We start from the raw sequence: 18,069 nt of genomic DNA on the forward strand, positions 1-18,069 counted from the left end.
CCCCCTTACTTGTAGATGAAGCCGACGACGCCGTGGTAACGGCCGTTGGGCTTGTCGGTCTGCATGGTGCCGTAGACGCGATTGACACGGCCAAGGAACATGCCGGCGCCATCGCTGGCGGCGTTGAAATTGTCGTCCGGCTTGGCAAGGGCGTTGCGCGTCACCGGCTTCACCAGATAGGGCGTAATGATGATGACCAGCTCGGTCTCGTTGCGGACGAAATCCCGGCTGCGGAACAGCGTGCCGAGCACCGGAATCTTGGTCAGCCCAGGCAGGCCGTTGACGGCTTGCCTGATGTCATCCCGTACCAGGCCGGCGATCATCATCGAGCCGCCGGAAGGCAGCTCCACCGTGGTGTCGGCCAAGCGTTTACGGAGCGACAGGACGTTCGTGCCGGGGCTTGTTACACCCTCGGATAAGGATACCGATGCCTCGGTCGTCGGCTCGGAAACCGACGTCCTGACCTTCAGGCTGATGCGGCCGGGAGACAGCACCACCGGCTGGAATTCCAGGCCAATGCCGTATTCGAGCTTCTCGATGTCATACGTCTTCACACCGGTCTGGTTATCGTCGGACACAGCTTGGGAAACGCCCGTCACCATATTGTACTCGCCGCCGACCTTGAAGGTCGCCTTCTCGCCGGATACAGCCGTCAACGTCGGCTCGGCCAGGGTTTTCATGACGCCTGACTGCTCCATGGCGTTGATATAGGCGTCCAGCGTCGAGGTGCCGATAGCCAGGCCAGAGTTCGACAGCGACTTGCCCAGGCCGGTGAAATTGTCGCTCAACGCGCTCCAACTGATGCCATTGCTGCTGCCGCTGCCGATCAGGTTGACGCCGAGCTGCTTCATCACCGAGCGGCTGACTTCGGCCACCGTCACTTTCAGCGTCACCTGGTCGTCGCCGATGATCTGCAGCAGGTTGACGATCTGGCTGACGCGACGCTCGGAATCCGGATTGTCGATGTCGACACCGGCTTCGGCCGAGCCGCCGGAGGCGGTCTGCGAATACTGTCCCGTGGTCGCTTCACCGCCGGACACGAAGATGGTGGCCAGCTGTTCCGCGCGCTTGGCATCCAGCGGAGTGTCCACGGTTCCGGTCAGGACGACGTTGTCGTTCAGCAATTCGACCGTGATGCTCGATGACGGTATGAAGCGCCTGATATAGTCTTCCAGTCCGGCGACGTCGCGTTCGACCGCCAGGTCGAGGCTGACAATCTGTTCGCCATTAGGGCCGAAGACGAAGATGTTGGTGTCGCCGACCGCCTTTCCGAAGAGATAGATGCGCCTGGCGGTGCGGGTCACCGCATCGGCGACCGCCGGGTTGGCGACGAGAATATCGTAGGCATCGCTCGGCAGGTCGATGACCACCGATTTGTTGAGACCGAGCTTGACGCGCTGGGTGGCGGTCGAAGCCGACACCTCGGCGCCTGCCGCATTCGCCTCGATGAGGCCATGTGCATTCGTTCCAAGCAGGAACAGGCCGAGAGCCGCAGCCAGTGTGACCGGAGCGTTTAACCTCATTGCCTTGCTCCCACTTCGGAAACTTCGCCCGACTTGATCAGGCGCACTGTTCCGCGCCGGCCATTGCCGGAAACGAGATAGTCGGCCTCGCCCAGATTCTTCTCCTGGGTGTCGGTGATCGACCGCAGCGCCAATGTCAGGCGATCCGCCATCTGCTGGGCGACGGTGATGATTTCCGCCTGCTGCGGTGTCAGTTCCAGCGTCGCGGTCTGGCCGACCCTGGTCCGCTTGCCTTCCTCGTCCTCCTGGATGGTCTGGTCGATCGCCAGGACGCGAATGTTCTTGAGGATGGTCTCGGTGGTAAAGCCGCTGCCGCCGGCTGCCGGATCGGCCCTGCGGGTCATGATGACGTCGACGAAATCATTGGGAAGAATGAAGCCGCCGGCCGACGTGTCGGCCGATACGGCTGTGGCGACGGCCCGCATGCCGGAGGGCAGGATCGACGACATGAAGCTCTGTCCCTCGCCGATCAGCTTGGAGCGCCGCAACGGCTCACCGGCATACATCGCCACACGGGCGACGCCGCCTTTCAGCTTCTCCAGCGCATCGGGCTCCGCGGCGCGGGTTATGAAATTCGCGTTGATGCCGTCGGCCGGCCAGGACTGCCAACTGATGTTGTTCTCCAGCGGACTGCCCATCGGAACGTCGCCGGACAGGACAAGCACGTCCTGCAGCGCGATTGCCGGCGCCTGGGGGCCGGAATCGACGATTTGAGGCGGCGGCGTCGCCACCATGTTTTTTGCGACATATCCTGCGCCACCCGCCGCGGCGACCGCCACGCCCAGAATGATCAGTCGGGATGCTGGCATCTGTCCGAACCTCGTCCTTGGCAAACAAACTAGCCAAGCCGGACCATGCAGCGGCAATCGTCAAAACAAGGTTAATTTAATACTTACGATCGTGATTAATTTAAGGTTTACATAAATTTGAGACATCGGTCCGGACCGCAAAAAAGGCGGCCAAAGCCGCCTGTTTAAACGCCAAATCGAATGTGAAAGGCAGGCCTGACGCGGGAAGAATCAGGCCGCCAGGCTTGCGAGCGCCCATGCCATCAACGGGGAAGCCGGAAAGGTGAGCAGGCCGCCAATGCCAAGCGCAATGCCATAGGGAACGCCTGATGTCTCGTCGGCGAAATGGCGTAAAAACGGATTGTGGCTTGTGACGGCCGCAAGCGGCGATTTCCGATAGACGAGGATGGCGAGCGTCAGCAGGCCGCCGATGACGGTCGAAACCAGGAGGTATTCGACGAGGTGGATGTTCAGCCCCATCCAGACGGCGCTGGCGGCCAGCAGCTTGGCGTCGCCGCCGCCCATGCCGCCGAGCGCGAACAGCCCGAAGGTCACGGCGAGGACCAGGCCGCCGGCGGCAAAATGCCAGCCATAGCTTGCCCAGTCCATGCCGGTCAGCGGCGCGACCAGGGCGAAGACGGCGACAAGCAGCACAGGCACGCGATTGGCGATCGTCATCGACAGCATGTCGGAGATCGCGGCAAAAAGCATGCAGAACGGAAAGACAACGAAGATCAGGGCTTCAAGCATGGGCGTGGCGCCTGTGGTCAAACTGTGGCCGGCCCCAGCCTAGGCATGTCCGATTAACGATTGGTGAGGCCGAAATTTCAATCGTCCGATACGATTAGATAAGGGCCGCCAGTGCGGCGGCCCTTATCTGGAAACAGCTGAGCGCCGCTAGCTGCCTTAGGGGGCGACGGGGGCGTTGGTCACCGCGTTTCCGATAACGTTGAACTTGGTGTTCAGCGCGGTGCCGAGTTGGCCGGCGCCGACCATGATGGCGAGCGCGATGAGAGCGGCGATCAGACCGTATTCGATGGCGGTCGCGCCGGATTCGTCCTTCACAAAACGTGCAATGAGATTAGACATTCGAGAGCTCCTACTCCAGGTGTTACAGCAATTCCGTCAACTTCTCTGTTGGCTGATCGGATACTGCCAATCTATCGAGAAGCTCTTTCAATCGGCTTAATAAACAGCCTTACCGATTCCTTTCCGGCCTCGATGGCATTGCCTGGTTAATTGTAGACTAAGCGACGCCTATGGATCCGACAGGCACGGCAGGCTGCGAAAGGCGCAATTTAGCGACCTGGTTCCTCGACACAGTGATGTTGACGATCGGTGATCGGCAACGAACGTCGATAAATCCCGTCTTTGAGACTAGCGGATGCATCCCCCCTTCGTCATCCCAGAGCGAAGCGACGCGGCGCCACCCCGTTCCGCGAAAAAGCTCGAACCATTCTGCATTGGCCTTCTCGATCAGCTCGATCTTCCACTGGCGCGGCCAGCGCTACAGCGACTTCTCGCGCCGGATGGAGTCGCGAATGTCGAAATGTTCCTCGTACCAGACCAGGCGCTGCACGCCGTAGCGGCTGGTGAAGCGCGAGCCTTCGCCGGATTTGTGCTCCGGCATACGGCGGCCAAGATCGTTTGTTACGCCGATGTAGATCGTGCCGCGCTTCTGGCTCGCGGTCATATAGCCGGTCATGGACAAAGGGTAGCTCGGACCGTTGCGGATGCAAGTGCCGTTCTGGGCCGCTGCATTCTTCGGCTGATAGGATGACGAAGACATGGTGGCTTGTGGCTAACCCGGATATCTCACACAGTTGAAGTGCATCGGGGCTGCGAATCAGAGAAAATTGTTTTGCGACAACAGCTTAGCTTTGATTGCGAGGCGCCCCGATGCACCCGTCGAAAAGCGCGCGGTTGTGGCTGGGTTTGACGGCGGGACGATCACTTCGGATGCCGGCGCGCTTCTGCTGGGGCTGACGGACCGGGCGATCGGACTGGTCGGCCGCTTTGCCCGTTGCTTCACGGACGCGCGCAACGGGGACTTGATCGAGCATGAAGTGAAGACACTGGTTGGCCAGCGCATCTTCGCCATGGCGCTCGGCTATGAAGACCTGAACGCCGCATCGCGACCTGGACGAGGATCGCGTCGCCGGCCTTGCGGCCGAACAGGTCGTTGATCGGCTTGAAGCCGCCGAGATCGAGGATGCCGACCGTGCGGGGTCGCCTGCCCGGTCGCTGATGAGCCGGTCGATCTTGTCGGAAAAACGCCGGTGATTGCCCAGCGCCGTCAACGGATCGGTGAAAGCAAGATCAGTGCTTTCGCTGCGGTCCGGGCCGTGAGCGAAGGACGGCTGCATCAAAATTCCTGTGTGCGCGCAAAGTACGGGATGATCGTGGCAGCAAAACATTGATGAAACGTATCGGCACCACTTGCCGAATCGATGATCGTTCGATTGGCGCGCGGCTGCCGGTTCAGTGAACCCGGTAGAGGACGAGTGGCTGGTCCAGCGTCTCCGATATCGGCTCAAGCCAGGACGGAGCGTCCCCCTTGACGATATCCGCCATCAGGCCGTTGGGCGCCCAATCCACCAGCGACCCGGTCTCGTCATTTCCGGGACAGAAGGCGAGCAGTCCGATCTTCTCGCGTCGCATGACTGCATGCGCCTGATCAGGCGTTCCCATGAAGGCATCGAGCACCGCGATATTGCCAGCATTGTTGCGGTGATAAGGCCCTGCGAGAACCCGGTGAGGCGTCGTCGCGATCATCGGTGCGCCAAGGTTCGAGATCGTCAGCACCGTGGTCGGCGGCTGTTGGGCCAGCAAGGCATAAGTTGCATCGGCGGTACAGGACAGTTTGCCCTTGCCGGCGGTTGTGGCGCCAGCGTTCTGCTTCGGCGCGATGGCATTGGCGATCACATGCGAACCGGCGCTCCATACCAGCGTCAGCGAAATCAGCCAGGCGAAGACCATTTTGAGCGTCGCCTTGGCGGTGCGCCCCTGCGCATCGCGCCTCGCGGCCGCCACCATTGCGGCTAGCGGGATGATGGCGAACGGCAGCGAGAAACTCGTACCGCGTATCTGCCAGACGCTGACGGCGGTGGCTGCCACCAGGAAGCCGAGAAGCATCACTTCAGGCCGTCGCACGCCGTGCCGCAGCGTCGCCGTGACAAGTATCCCCACAGCAATGGCCGGCGTCGCATAATTCTGGGCGACATTCTCGGGTTGCAACGCGACTATGTTCCATAGCGGTTGCGCCTCGGCCACAGAATTCAGCCAAAAATCGCGCATCCTTGGATCGAGTCCGACAAAAGGGTCGCCCAAGCATTGCGGGGCGATCAGGATCGCGGCGGCGCCGACGGCGATCACCAGGATCAGGAGACCGGCAAGCCGCGCCGGCATCCCCTTCGAAATAGTGACGGTGGCAGTGGCGGCAAGCCCGAGCCCGCCCAGCAGGGCGACCACAGCCAGCCGTGCCGAATAGGCGTCGCACTGCGCGATCCACCATGACGATGGCGGCACGGTCGCAACGAGCGCGAGAGCGGCCGCGCCGGCGAAGCCAAGGCCGAAACCGATCGCATCGCCGGGACCGTCCTTGCGTGAAAACAACAGCGCCGCCGCCACGCAAGCGCCTGCCACCGCGACATAAGGCGCGGTCTCCATGCCGATCGCCAGCATCAGGGCAGCGCAAACGCCGCTGCCCGCTGCCCTGCGCCATCCGGGCGCCAGCAGCAGCGTCACCATGGCCAGGGCGAACACGACCTGGAGGTTGTGATGGTCCAGCGCCCGCGCGGTAAACAGGCCCATGGCATTCAGCGTTATGGCGCCGATCACCAGCGCCGGAAGCATTGTGTGCGGACCGGCCAGCAGCCGCGCCGCCCGGACGATGAGAAACAGCGCCGCGATGCTGAGCAAGGCCGGCCAAAGTATCTCGGCAACCACCTCGCCCGTGGCCATGCTGCCGGTCAGCGCCGCCACTGCCAAAACGATCGCCGCGATCGGCACATCGACGATGCGCGACCAGTGCATGACGAAGCCGCCGTCCGGCCCCATGCGGTACTGGTGGAGGTCGAACCACGATTGTCCGCCCAGCCAGTCGCGGATCTGCGCCAGCCGCATCATGCTGTCGTTATCGCCGCCAGAATCGAACAATGTCGGGAAACCGGTCGCGGCCTGCGCACCGACCATCACCAGCGCCGCGAGCAGGCTCGCGGCGAGGTCGGCCTTCCAACCTTCAAGACGCGACGGCCGCGCGATAGCGAGCGTGGTGGCGTTGGACATGTCGATGGTTCCGGTGAATTCGTCCCAACTTAAACCTAGCCTTAACGGCTTCAATAAATAGTAAAGCTCAAGGTGCGGAGCGGACGCGGACCGGTCGCGGCCCATTCTCCACCCCGCCGGAGTTCCACGATGCCACACAGCACGCGTCCCGACCTGACGATCGCGATCCTGATTCCTTGCTACAATGAGGAACAAACCATTGGCGACGTCGTGCGTCGCTTTCGCGAGACGCTGCCGGCCGCAACAGTCTACGTCTACGACAACAATTCGCGCGATCTCACCGCGCTCAAGGCGCGCTCCGCCGGCGCCATCGTGATCCGCGAAGCGCGGCAAGGAAAAGGCAATGTCGTACGGCGCATGTTCGCCGATATAGACGCCGATATCTATCTCATGGCCGATGGCGACGGCACCTATGCGCCGGAAGACACGCCGCTTCTCATCAACACGCTGATCACCGAGCGCTGCGACATGGTGGTCGGCACGCGTCGCGGCGTGACCGCGGATGCTGGCCGATCCGGACATGCCTTCGGAAACCGCATCTTCAACAGCCTCTACAAACGCCTTTTCGGACGCGACTTTACCGATATCTTCTCCGGCTATCGCGCTTTTACGCGACGTTTTGTGAAGAGCTTTCCGGCCGTCTCCGGCGGATTCGAGATCGAGACGGAAATGTCCGTCCACGCCTCGCAGCTCAAACTGCCGGTCGCCGAGATCCTGCTCGACTATGGCCGCCGGCCGGAAGGGTCGTCGTCGAAACTGTCCACCGTCCGCGATGGCGCCAAAATCCTGCTGATGTTCGCGATGCTGATGAAGGAGACACAGCCTTTCCGTTTCTTCGGAGCCATCGCCGCCGTACTCCTGGTTGCCAGCCTGATCCTGATGGCGCCGGTGTTGGTCGAATATTTCGAGACCGGCCTGGTCCCGCGCATGCCGACCTGGGTGCTGTCCATCGGCTTGCTGCTGCTCTCGGTACTGATGGCCATGACCGGGCTCATTCTCGACTCGGTGTCGCGCGGCCGGGCGGAACAGAAGCGTATCTTTTATCTCTCCCTTCCGACTTTCGGCGCGGGCAAACCCGACGCGATCATCGGCGCCAGCCGCCGCGACGTGGCCTGACGTCCACCATCGGAGCCGCACCCGTGAATAGAGAAACCACAAACCGCATCCGCTTCGTCCTCGAGGATGTGCTGCCGCCGATCGTGCGGGACTCCGCCCTGTTCCGGGGCGTCGCCAGTATGGCCTGGGGCGGCCACATCACCCGGCTTGCGGCCTTCCGTGAGCGTGCGCCGTTCCTGACGGCCGATGAATACGAAACGCTCTATCGCGAGCATCCGCGCGTGCATGAGGGCACGGACAATTCCGAAGCCTGCATCGAGCGCATCATCGCCGACACGGTCGGCGACAGCGTCTGCGATGTCGGCTGCGGCACCGGCGTATTGATCAAGCGCATCCGCGAGGCGCGGGATGGCGCCGGCCATTATACCGGCGTCGACTTCGTGGTGGCGGACGCGGCGGCGATCCCCGGCGTCGACTACGTTGCCGCTCGTATAGAATATCTGCCCTTTCCAGATGCGGCCTTCGACACGGTCATCTGCACGCATGTCATCGAACACGTTCTGGAGTACCGGCAGGCGATCGCCGAACTGCGCCGCATCTGCCGCACGCGCCTGATCATCGTCGTGCCGCGCGAACGCGAATACCGCTATTCGTTCAACCCGCATTTCAACTTCTTCCCCTACACGCATTCCTTCCTGCGGGCCGTGCATCCGGTGCCGCGGAATCATGCGTGCGTGGATATCGGCCGCGATATCTATTACTCGGAAGACCGGCTGGAAGCCTGAAGCCGTGGGAGTCTATTCGTTTCCCGTTCTCGCAGGGCTCGTGCTGACGCCTCTGCTGATCTCGGCGGGTCAGGTGCTGTTCAAACTGACCAGCGCGCGGGCCGGCGGCACGGACGTTCCGAGTGTGCTCGCGCTGTTCGCCGACCCTTACCTGATCGCCGCCTTCGCCATATACGGCTTTGGCACCATCGTCTGGATCTATGTGCTGAAATCCGTTCCGCTGACGGTCGCCTATCCGTTCATGGCGCTGACCTTTTGCGCCGTGCCGCTGCTCGCCTGGTCGCTGCTCGGCGAACAACTCAGCCTGCGCTACGGGCTCGGTGCCGCGCTGATCATCGCCGGACTGCTCGTCGTCAACGGTTGACGCCCCTTTAGCCCGGATATCTCACACAGTTGAAGTGCATCGGGGCTGCGAATCAGAGAAAGTTGTTTTGCGACAACAGCTTAGCTTTGATTGCGAGGCGCCCCGATGCAAACAGAGTGTAGCGCAGAACAGTTTGATTTTGCACCCGTCGAAAAGCGCGCGGTTGTGGCTGGTTTTGACGGCGGGACGATCACTTCGGATGCCGGCGCGCTTCTGCTGGGGCTGACGGACCGGGCGATCGGACTGGTCGGCCGCTTTGCCCGTTGCTTCACGGACGCGCGCAACGGGGACTTGATCGAGCATGAAGTGAAGACACTGGTTGGCCAGCGCATCTTCGCCATGGCGCTCGGCTATGAAGACCTGAACGACCACGACGAGTTGCGCCACGATCCGGTGATGGCGGTGCTGGCCGGCAAACTCAAGGCGCGCCGTCCCCAGAAATGCGCGGCCGTGGCCGGCAAGTCGACGCTCAACCGGCTGGAGCTGAGCCGGCGCGAGCCTTCGCGCTATCACAAGATCAGCCATGATCCGGCGGCGATCGAGGCGCTGTTCGTCGAGCTGTTCATGGGCGCACACGCGGCGCCGCCCGAGGAGATCGTGCTCGATTTGGACGCCACCGACGATCCCGTGCACGGCAATCAGGAGGGGTGCTTCTTCCACGGCTAGGGCGCGAAGGATCACGGCATTTATCCTGGGCCGTTGCATTCCTCGGCTGATGTAACGGCATGGATCCCAGGGTCTCCGCGACGTCGCTTCGCTCCTGCTCCGCCCTGGGATGACGAAGCGAGGGGTGTTTCGGCTAATCTTGGAGGTTTGCGATTGCCACTGAGATTCGCCGCTGAAAGTGGACCTTCGCTGCCGGCCGGTCGGGCAGCCAAATCTCCAACGCTGGCGATTGGCATAAACCACCACGACTTCGTCATCCTAGGGCGAAGCAAGGAGCGAAGCGACGCGGCGCAGACCCTGGGATGACGAAGGCATGGTGGCCTGTGCAGAGGAACTAGGAGAGGGCGGGCCGCTCCTGGCGATCCCAGCTCCAGGCGATCAAAGGGCCGAGCCCGACATCATCACGGCTCCCCTCCGCTTAACCCTTGCTTCACCAATCTCGTTCATGTTCCGTTGAGCAAATTGCCGCCGTGGAGCGCTTCAATGACCGGGCCGAGATCGTCCTTTCCAATTGCCGCGCTGCTTGCCGCCACCGCCTTCGTCGTGACGGCCAAGGCCGGCGCCGGCATCGAGGTCACCATGAACCAGGCGAAGATCGTCAAATTGTCGCGCGCTGCCGATACGATCGTCGTCGGCAATCCGGCGATCGCCGACGCCTCGGTGCAGGACGCTTCGACGATCGTGCTGACGGGCAAGGGCTTCGGCGTCACCAACCTCGTCGTCCTCGATCGGGAGGGCCGTCCGATCGTCGACGAGCAGATCACCGTCGTGCGCCAGGACGCGTCCTCGGTGCGCATCTATCGACGCGCCGAAATACAGACCATGTCGTGCACGCCATATTGCGAAAGCTCATATAAAAGCGAGGCGGAGAAGACCTCGGAAGCCGAGATGAGCGCCGGCCAGTAAGCGACCCGACCGTTTCGTCTCGCTGAAAAAGCCGCTTCGGTTATCGGCCTGTTAAAACCTCCCCTTCGAATTTAACGATCATCAAAACCGCACTTCAATGGGTTTGCGCTAACGTTGCCCGACACCCCTAAGGGATCGGCAGGCACAGGACATGAGCAAAGCAGGACGATCAAGCCTTTCAGCGCGCTTCCTTGGCGACCGGCGCGGCAGCACCGCTTTGGAGTTCGCGATGCTTGCGGTGCCATTTGCGCTCCTCGTCTTTGCCATACTGGAGAGCTGCATTTCATTTGCCGGGCAAGAGGTGATGGCCAATATCACCGACGATGTCGCGCGCCAGCTGCGGACTGGCCAGATAAGGCAGGCCAACGTGACCGAGGCGACGCTGAAGTCCATGATCTGCAGCCGGCTGGAGATCATGGTCGCCAAGGACTGCCCGGGATTGGAAGTGGATCTGCGCGCGTATCCGAGCTTCGCCGCTGCGGCCCAGGCAGGCTTCAATATCCAAGACGGCGAAATCGCGTTGACCGGTACGACCCCCTCGACTTTTACGGTATCCCCGGGCTTGGCTGAATCAATAAACATGCTGCGGGTTTTTTACAAATGGCCCGTCATGACCGATTTCATGGCCAAGTCGATGGCCAATCTGAAAGACGGCAACACGCTGCATTTCGCATCGATGACCTGGAAGAACGAGCCGTTCGACGACTGAAAATGCAAACCGCTGCGTGGGAAAAGGACGATAGCATGGGGCGTGCGGGGGCACATATGAGGACCGCTGGGATATGCGCGAAAGCCATACGGTTCTGCCGTGATCGCCGCGGTGTCGCGGCGGTTGAGTTTGCCTTCATCGTGCCCGTCCTGCTGATGATGTACTTCTTGACCATGGAAGCCTCGCAAGCCATCGAGACCAACAAGAAGGTCAGTCGCATCGGCAGCATGGTGGCGGATCTCGTCACCCAGCAGCAGACCGTCACGCCGGCCGAACTCGATGCGATCATGCAGATCGGCAACTCCACCCTTCAGCCGTACAACCGATCGACCCCGGAAATCACCATCACCGCAATAGAGGTCACGAACGAGCCGACGCCGCGGGTGCTGGTCGCCTGGTCACGCAAGATGGTCGGCGATGCCTTCAGCGCCGGCGCCGCCAAAAACTCCGTCACCACGGTTGCACCGCAGCTCGAGGTCAAGGGCACGTTTCTCGTTCGCGTCGAAAGCAATCTGGCATACGAGCCGATCATCACCTGGTCGGCGGATAGTGAAAAGCGGCTTGGCTTCAGTTCGGCTTTCAACTCGATATCGATGGGCGAAACTTATTATCTCAGGCCCCGCAGGAGCCCGACGATTACCTGCGACACCTGCTGAACGACGGCGGCCGATCGCCATTGCTATCGGCCTGACACCAGGCGCACGATAGCCGCGGATGCCTTGCATGTCGCATGTGAGTTCCCTCTCGTTTTCGTCGATCCACGCCGATGCCGGCGATATCTCTACCATCGCGCCCGGATGTGCACACAGCCGTCTGGTTCCGAATTGCCAATGGCGGCGCGGCCGCCTATGTCTGGGCGGACAGACAAACGATAATAATGATCCCCTGCAATGGCGCGCGCCTTCCTTTTTGTTCTCGATTCCTTCGGCATCGGCGGCGCGGCCGACGCCGAGCGCTATGGCGACACCGGCTCCAACACGTTCGGACACATCGCTCGAGCCTGCGCGGAAGGCCGGGCGGATCGCGAGGGGCTGCGCAAAGGCCCGCTTTTCGTGCCCAACATGCTTTCGCTCGGCCTGGCGCACGCGGCGAAAACCGCGACAGGATTCTGCTTCGACAGCGGCGGCCTGCTTGCCTCCGCCTTCCACGGCGCGGCGCAGGAGATTTCCAGCGGCAAGGACACGCCGTCAGGCCATTGGGAAATCGCCGCCTTGCCGGTCCGCTTCGACTGGGGCTATTTCCCGGACACGGTTCCCGCCTTTCCAGCCGACCTGACCGAAGCGATCATTCGCGAAGGAAAGGTGCCGGGCATTCTCGGCAATTGCCATGCTCCGGGCACCGAGATCATCGAGCGGTACGGCGAGGAGCATGTCCGCACCGGCAAGCCGATCTGCTACACTTCGGTCGACTCCGTCCTGCAGATCGCCGCGCATGAAGTTCACTTCGGCCTGGAGCGGCTCTACGAATTCTGCAAGCTGGTGCGCAGGCTGGTCGATCCGCTGAACATCGGACGGGTGATCGCACGGCCTTTCATTGGCGAAACCGCCGCCAGCTTCGAACGGACGCACAACCGCCGGGACTATTCGGTGCCGCCGCCCGAACCGACCCTGCTCGACCGGCTGACGGCGCGCGGCAGCCGGGTCATCGCGGTCGGCAAGATCGGCGACATCTTCGCCCATCGCGGCATTTCGGAAGTGCGCAAGGCCGCCGGCAACATGGCGATGTTCGACAAGGCGCTCGGCGCGATGGACGACGCGGGCGACGGCGATCTCGTCTTCGCCAATTTCGTCGATTTCGACACCGAGTTCGGCCATCGGCGCGACGTTGCCGGCTATGCCGCCGCGCTCGAGGCCTTCGACCGGCGGCTGCCGGAGGCGCTTGCACGGCTCGGGGAAGGCGACCTTCTCATCCTCACGGCCGACCATGGCAACGATCCGACCTGGCACGGCACCGATCATACGCGCGAACGCATTCCGGTGATCGGCACCGGACCGGGCTTTGGCGGCGACATCGGGTTGAGAGCGACGTTCGCCGACATCGGTGAAACCGTCGCCGAGCATCTTGGGTTGGCACGCGGCCGTCACGGCACCTCCTTCTACACAGCGATAGGCGGCCATGCCTGAGTTGCCTGAGGTCGAAACGGTGCGGCGGGGCCTGCAGCCGGTTCTGGAAGGCGCCCGCATCGCCCGCGTCGAGGCGCGCCGGCCCGACCTGCGCTTTCCGTTTCCCGAGAATTTTTTGGAGAGGCTGACCGGCAAGACGATTACGGCGCTCGGCCGCCGGGCCAAATATCTGACGATGCATCTGGAAGGCGGCCCGGTGCTGATCTGCCATCTCGGCATGTCGGGCTCGTTCCGCATCGAAACCTCCGATGGCGGGGAACTACCCGACAGCAGCGAAATGCCGGGCGCGTTTTATCATGAGCGCCCGAAGAGCGCGGTACACGACCATGTCGTCTTCCATGTCGTCTCTCCCCAAGGCGCCCGGTCCCGGGTGACCTTCAACGATCCGCGCCGTTTCGGCTTCATGCTGTTTTCGGAAGGGACACCTGACACGCATCCGATGCTGGCGGGACTTGGCGTCGAGCCGACAGGCAATGCGTTGGACGGCGAACTGCTCGCCTCGCTGCTGAAAGGCCGGAAGTCGCCGCTAAAGGCAGCACTTCTCGATCAGCGGCTGATCGCCGGGCTCGGCAATATCTACGTGTCGGAGGCGCTGTGGCGCGCCGGCCTGTCGCCGCTGCGCGAGGCGGGCACCATCGCAAAGCCTGGAAAGAAGGCCAAACAGCAGCGCGACGCCCTGGCCGAAGCAATCCGCGAAGTGATCGGCGATGCGATCGCCGCCGGTGGATCGTCGCTGCGCGACTACGTGCAGACCGACGGGTCCCTGGGCTATTTCCAGCATTCGTTCGCGGTCTATGATCGCGAGGGCGAGCCCTGCTCCAAGCACGGCTGCAGCGGCCATATAGACCGCATCGTGCAAAGCGGGCGTTCCACCTTCTATTGCCGGAGCTGTCAGTTGTGACTTAGGTGGGGGTGTAAGCCAGGTGCCAGGGTGAACGATGCCTGATGCAAGGAGATGACCGAGTGAGGAGATACAGTCATGGCCTATGAAACGATTATCGTCGAAACCCGCGGCAAGGTAGGGCTGATCACGCTGAACCGGCCGAAGGCGCTCAATGCGCTGAACTCGCAGGTCCTGGCGGACGTGGTCGCGGCCGTGAACGGCTTCTGCGCGAATGCCGACATCGGCGCGATGGTCATCACCGGCTCCGAAAAAGCCTTCGCGGCAGGTGCCGACATCAAGGAAATGCAGGCGATCTCTTTTGTCGACGCCTATGTGCAGGATTTCTTTATCGGCTGGGAAGAGTTCACCCGGGCGCGCAAGCCTGTCATCGCGGCGGTGGCCGGTTATGCGCTCGGCGGTGGCTGCGAGCTGGCGATGATGTGCGATTTCATCATTGCCGCCGACAATGCCAAGTTCGGCCAGCCCGAGATCACGCTCGGCGTCATGCCGGGCATGGGCGGATCGCAGCGCCTGACCCGTTTCGTCGGCAAGTCGAAGGCGATGGACATGTGCCTGACCGGACGGATGATGGATGCGGCGGAAGCCGAGCGTTGCGGCCTGGTGTCGCGTGTCGTGCCCGCCGGCGAGCTGCTCGAGGAGGCGTTGAACGCGGCGGCCAAGATAGCCGATTTTTCGCTGCCGTCGGTGATGATGGCGAAAGAGGCCGTCAACCGCGCCTATGAAACGACACTGGCCGAGGGGCTGCGGTTCGAGCGCCGGCTGTTTCACTCACTGTTTGCGCTCGATGACCAGAAGGAAGGCATGGCGGCCTTTGTCGAAAAGCGGAAGCCAAATTTCTCGAACCGGTAGCCAAATTACTCGAACTGGTAGCCAAATTTCTCGAACTGGTAGATCGTGACGACATCAGCCGGGAGCGAGCGACAGCAGCGGCCCAAAAAGAAGGCGAAGCAGCGTTGACGCGCCGGAAAAGCTGAACTATAAGCCGCACCAACCGAGGCGGCCCTGTGGCTGCCCGTTTGTTTTTTGCGCCTTGCGGCATCCCGCATGCGCCCACCAGATCAGAAGAGAGGCATCATGGCCAATACCTCCTCGGCCAAAAAGGCAACGCGCAAGATCGCCCGCCGCACGGCGATCAACAAGAACCGCCGCTCGCGCGTGCGGACCTACATCCGCCAGGTCGAAGAGGCGCTCGCCTCGGGCGACAAGGCGGCCGCGCAGGCTGCTTTCAAGGTGGCTGAGCCGGAATTGATGCGCGCCGCGAGCAAGGGCGTGGTGCACAAGAATACGGCATCCCGCAAGGTGTCGCGCCTGGCCCAGCGCCTCAAGGTGTTGTCGGCCTAACCCGGATATCCGGGCTGATATACCTTTACTAAACTTGTCCTTTTTAGACCCGGCCGCTCGTGCCGGGTTTTTTCGTTTGCCGGCAAGTACTTAAAAAGAAAGCCCGCAAGCAACACCCCGCACGATTTCGAAGTTCGAATTGGTTTGCCGGCATATACATGCCGGCTGACAGGCGCAGCCGCTGAAAGCGTTCGCGGCGAAAATATCAACTGCCGAAAATCACCTTTATTTTTCAAACGGTTGCGGACGGTCATCCACAGCTTGTTCACATCGGGTGCGAGGGATGGGGGACAATTGCCTGTCAAGAAAATTATTTGATAAAATTTCGCGCGACGCGGCCTTTTTCACATTCGCCGGAAAAGGGTTTGAATCACAATGGGTTTGTCAAAACAAGCCAGTGCAACGCAGGCTCCGAACACGTTTGCGCTAACCACATTCCTTAAAAATCCGTTAGTCGTGGCCTTGCCCTATCCACAGCGATTTCGCTAAGGTCTGTCTATCGAGAGGGACGGGCCGTTGGCCCTTAACCCAGCCTGAATCGGCCAGCACAAAATGGCAGAATTCATGACGCGGATCATCTCCGCGTACGGGTTTGGTTTGCCTTTTCGATACGGTAGGGGAATGGCGTAATTGTACATGGCAGATCAATGACGCGCCGGCGTTTCGCCGGGCGGAATTGTATTGCCCTGACATGACCAAAGCGGGCTGGCTCCGAGGAGCCGGCGCCGGTTCCCCGACAATGAGGCGACATCAGCTGCCGGCGGCGGCGATGGTGTCGCTGTGAGGACACGGTCGCCGGAAACATGGATGCAGGAGGCGCATTCCCGGCGGAAAAAGGTACAAAAGGACAAGGAACTCGATCATGCAGAGCGGCATCGAAAGGGAGCTTACGGGCGACCTCCCATTCCCTGGGACCTTAACCGGAGGGGACGCTATGTCGGCTTCCATCGACGCGGAACAAAAGTTCGACCGGGTCAAGGCCCAGTTGAAGGCGCGTCTGGGAACCGAAGTCTATTCGAGCTGGTTCGGGCGCATGAAGGTCGCCGAGGCGTCCCGGGGCATTGTCCGCATCTCGGTGCCCACCGCCTTCCTGCGCTCGTGGATCAACGGCCACTACCTCGACCTCATCGCCGAGCTGTGGAAACACGAGGATCCTGAAATCCTCAAGATCGAGATCGTCGTGCGCACCGCTACCCGCCCGGGGCGCAACGGCGTCGAGCCCGAAGTGGCCCCGGCGCGCAAGATGACCAGGCAGGCGCAAACGGCGCTGGCCGCGGGAACAGCGGCCCCCGGCAGGGTGGAGCGGGTACCGGCACCTCGCCCGGGAATGCCTGCCGAGACCGAGTTCCGGCACAATGTGCTCGGTTCGCCGCTTGACCCGCGCTACACGTTCGGCTCCTTCATCGAAGGACCGTCGAACCGGGTGGCCTTCGCCGCCGCCAAGGCGGTGGCGGAATCGCAGTCGAGCGCGGTGCGCTTCAATCCGCTGTTTCTGCACGCGACGGTGGGGCTGGGCAAGACGCACCTGCTGCAGGCGATCGCGGCGGAATCGCTGAAGCAGAATCCGAAATCGCGCGTCGTCTATCTCACGGCCGAATATTTCATGTGGCGGTTTGCCACCGCGATCCGCGACAACAACGCGCTGACGCTGAAGGAACAATTGCGCGACATCGACCTCCTCATCATCGACGACATGCAGTTCCTGCAAGGCAAGTCGATCCAGCATGAATTCTGCCATCTGATCAACATGCTGCTCGACAGCGCCAAGCAGGTGGTGGTCGCCGCCGACCGGCCGCCGTCGGAACTGGAATCGCTGGAGCCCCGCGTCCGCTCGCGCCTCAACGGCGGCGTCGCGCTCGAAATGTCGGCGCCGGATTTCGCCATGCGGATCGGCATGCTCAAGTTGCGCCTTGCCACCGCCAAGGCCGACGATCAATCGCTCGACATTTCGGAGGAGATCCTCAACCATGTCGCCCGCACGGTGACCGGCAGCGGGCGTGAACTCGAAGGTGCGTTCAACCAGCTTCTGTTCCGCCAGTCGTTCGAACCGCAGATCACCATCGACCGCATCGACGAGATCCTCGGCCACATCTATCGTTCGGGCGAGCCGAAGCGGGTGCGCATCGAGGACATCCAGCGCATCGTCGCGCGCCACTACAATGTGTCGAAGACGGAACTTCTGTCCAACCGGCGCACCCGCACCATCGTCAAGCCGCGGCAGGTCGCCATGTACCTGTCGAAGGTGATGACACCGCGCTCCTTGCCGGAGATCGGGCGGCGTTTCGGTGGCCGCGACCATACGACGGTGCTGCACGCCGTGCGCAAGATCGAGGATCTTTCAGGCGTCGACAACACGCTGGCGCAGGAACTCGAATTGCTAAGAAGACTGATCAACGACCAGGCCTGACCGGCCCGAAAAACAAAGGCGTGTCGCGTCTGGATGGCCGCGACGCGCTTGTTATCTTCGTCCTTATGCACGTCGTTGCCGCAAAACCGCTGCGCACCCTCGGACCTGACCCGGGCCTGACCCGAGGGCATACTTTTGGGCGACGAGCATTGGCTTGCGGGCTTGCCCAGTTTTATCCTAGGAAAGCCCGTGTAACCGGCCCGAACCGTC

At 62.0% G+C, this 18,069-nt stretch carries 16 protein-coding genes and 4 pseudogenes; 13 read left to right on the forward strand and 7 right to left on the reverse strand.

Annotation, left to right across the window (positions count from 1 at the left end; translation table 11 throughout):
* Window positions 1-5: 5 nt before the first annotated feature.
* The 5 genes and pseudogenes from AC0L2V_RS12655 to AC0L2V_RS12675 form a co-directional block, all read right to left on the reverse strand.
* Complete coding sequence (locus tag AC0L2V_RS12655; protein ID WP_091600309.1) at window positions 6-1,523, reverse strand: type II and III secretion system protein family protein; 1,518 nt, start codon at window positions 1,521-1,523, stop codon at window positions 6-8.
* Window positions 1,520-2,332, reverse strand: a complete 813-nt coding sequence (gene cpaB / locus AC0L2V_RS12660) for a Flp pilus assembly protein CpaB (protein ID WP_091600308.1) — start codon at window positions 2,330-2,332, stop codon at window positions 1,520-1,522. Before cpaB ends, AC0L2V_RS12655 begins: the two co-directional genes overlap by 4 nt.
* A gap of 210 nt (window positions 2,333-2,542) precedes the next feature.
* Entirely contained in the window at window positions 2,543-3,061 is a 519-nt protein-coding gene (locus AC0L2V_RS12665; RefSeq protein WP_473510194.1) for an A24 family peptidase, read from the reverse strand.
* A gap of 156 nt (window positions 3,062-3,217) precedes the next feature.
* Complete coding sequence (locus tag AC0L2V_RS12670) at window positions 3,218-3,400, reverse strand: Flp family type IVb pilin (protein WP_091600306.1); 183 nt, start codon at window positions 3,398-3,400, stop codon at window positions 3,218-3,220.
* A gap of 337 nt (window positions 3,401-3,737) precedes the next feature.
* Window positions 3,738-4,016: pseudogene (locus AC0L2V_RS12675) on the reverse strand (GIY-YIG nuclease family protein); the annotation flags it as partial.
* 175 nt (window positions 4,017-4,191) lie between these two features.
* Here AC0L2V_RS12675 and AC0L2V_RS12680 point away from each other — a divergent pair.
* Window positions 4,192-4,449 (forward strand): annotated as a pseudogene (locus AC0L2V_RS12680) (transposase); the annotation flags it as partial.
* Here AC0L2V_RS12680 and AC0L2V_RS12685 read toward each other — a convergent pair.
* A pseudogene (locus AC0L2V_RS12685) lies at window positions 4,439-4,677 on the reverse strand (diguanylate cyclase domain-containing protein); the annotation flags it as partial. The pseudogenes AC0L2V_RS12680 and AC0L2V_RS12685 overlap by 11 nt on opposite strands.
* A gap of 115 nt (window positions 4,678-4,792) precedes the next feature.
* Window positions 4,793-6,598, reverse strand: a complete 1,806-nt coding sequence (locus AC0L2V_RS12690; protein ID WP_473520231.1) for a GtrA family protein — start codon at window positions 6,596-6,598, stop codon at window positions 4,793-4,795.
* Window positions 6,599-6,727: 129 nt separating this feature from the next.
* Between AC0L2V_RS12690 and AC0L2V_RS12695 the strand changes: the two genes are divergently transcribed.
* The 12 genes and pseudogenes from AC0L2V_RS12695 (at window position 6,728) to dnaA (ending at window position 17,859) form a co-directional block, all read left to right on the forward strand.
* On the forward strand, window positions 6,728-7,714 hold the full coding sequence (locus tag AC0L2V_RS12695) for a glycosyltransferase (protein WP_091599958.1): 987 nt from the start codon (window positions 6,728-6,730) through the stop codon (window positions 7,712-7,714).
* 23 nt (window positions 7,715-7,737) lie between these two features.
* A complete protein-coding gene (locus AC0L2V_RS12700; RefSeq protein ID WP_091599960.1) occupies window positions 7,738-8,439 on the forward strand; it encodes a class I SAM-dependent methyltransferase in 702 nt (233 codons plus the stop codon).
* 4 nt (window positions 8,440-8,443) lie between these two features.
* A complete protein-coding gene (locus AC0L2V_RS12705; protein ID WP_091599962.1) occupies window positions 8,444-8,803 on the forward strand; it encodes a DMT family transporter in 360 nt (119 codons plus the stop codon).
* Window positions 8,804-8,908: 105 nt separating this feature from the next.
* A pseudogene (locus tag AC0L2V_RS12710) lies at window positions 8,909-9,466 on the forward strand (transposase); the annotation flags it as partial.
* 486 nt (window positions 9,467-9,952) lie between these two features.
* A complete protein-coding gene (locus tag AC0L2V_RS12715; RefSeq protein ID WP_473520232.1) occupies window positions 9,953-10,375 on the forward strand; it encodes a pilus assembly protein N-terminal domain-containing protein in 423 nt (140 codons plus the stop codon).
* Window positions 10,376-10,526: 151 nt separating this feature from the next.
* Entirely contained in the window at window positions 10,527-11,084 is a 558-nt protein-coding gene (locus AC0L2V_RS12720) for a TadE/TadG family type IV pilus assembly protein (RefSeq protein ID WP_023802142.1), read from the forward strand.
* Between the two features lie 35 nt (window positions 11,085-11,119).
* Entirely contained in the window at window positions 11,120-11,740 is a 621-nt protein-coding gene (locus tag AC0L2V_RS12725; RefSeq protein WP_027151707.1) for a TadE/TadG family type IV pilus assembly protein, read from the forward strand.
* 234 nt (window positions 11,741-11,974) lie between these two features.
* Window positions 11,975-13,207, forward strand: a complete 1,233-nt coding sequence (locus tag AC0L2V_RS12730) for a phosphopentomutase (RefSeq protein WP_473520233.1) — start codon at window positions 11,975-11,977, stop codon at window positions 13,205-13,207.
* The gene (gene mutM / locus AC0L2V_RS12735) at window positions 13,200-14,108 is read left to right on the forward strand and encodes a bifunctional DNA-formamidopyrimidine glycosylase/DNA-(apurinic or apyrimidinic site) lyase (protein WP_473520234.1); all 909 of its coding nucleotides are present in this window, start codon (window positions 13,200-13,202) and stop codon (window positions 14,106-14,108) included. The genes AC0L2V_RS12730 and mutM overlap by 8 nt, the downstream gene beginning before the upstream one ends.
* 78 nt (window positions 14,109-14,186) lie before the next feature.
* Window positions 14,187-14,960 (forward strand): enoyl-CoA hydratase, encoded by a 774-nt coding sequence (locus AC0L2V_RS12740; protein WP_473520235.1) that lies wholly within the window; start codon window positions 14,187-14,189, stop codon window positions 14,958-14,960.
* A 225-nt stretch (window positions 14,961-15,185) separates the two neighbouring features.
* Window positions 15,186-15,452 (forward strand): 30S ribosomal protein S20, encoded by a 267-nt coding sequence (rpsT, locus tag AC0L2V_RS12745; RefSeq protein WP_023802137.1) that lies wholly within the window; start codon window positions 15,186-15,188, stop codon window positions 15,450-15,452.
* A gap of 934 nt (window positions 15,453-16,386) precedes the next feature.
* Window positions 16,387-17,859: a chromosomal replication initiator protein DnaA gene (dnaA, locus tag AC0L2V_RS12750; RefSeq protein WP_023802135.1), complete on the forward strand. Its 1,473-nt coding sequence runs from the start codon at window positions 16,387-16,389 to the stop codon at window positions 17,857-17,859.
* Window positions 17,860-18,069: the final 210 nt, after the last annotated feature.

Source organism: Mesorhizobium sp. WSM4814 (assembly GCF_055811595.1).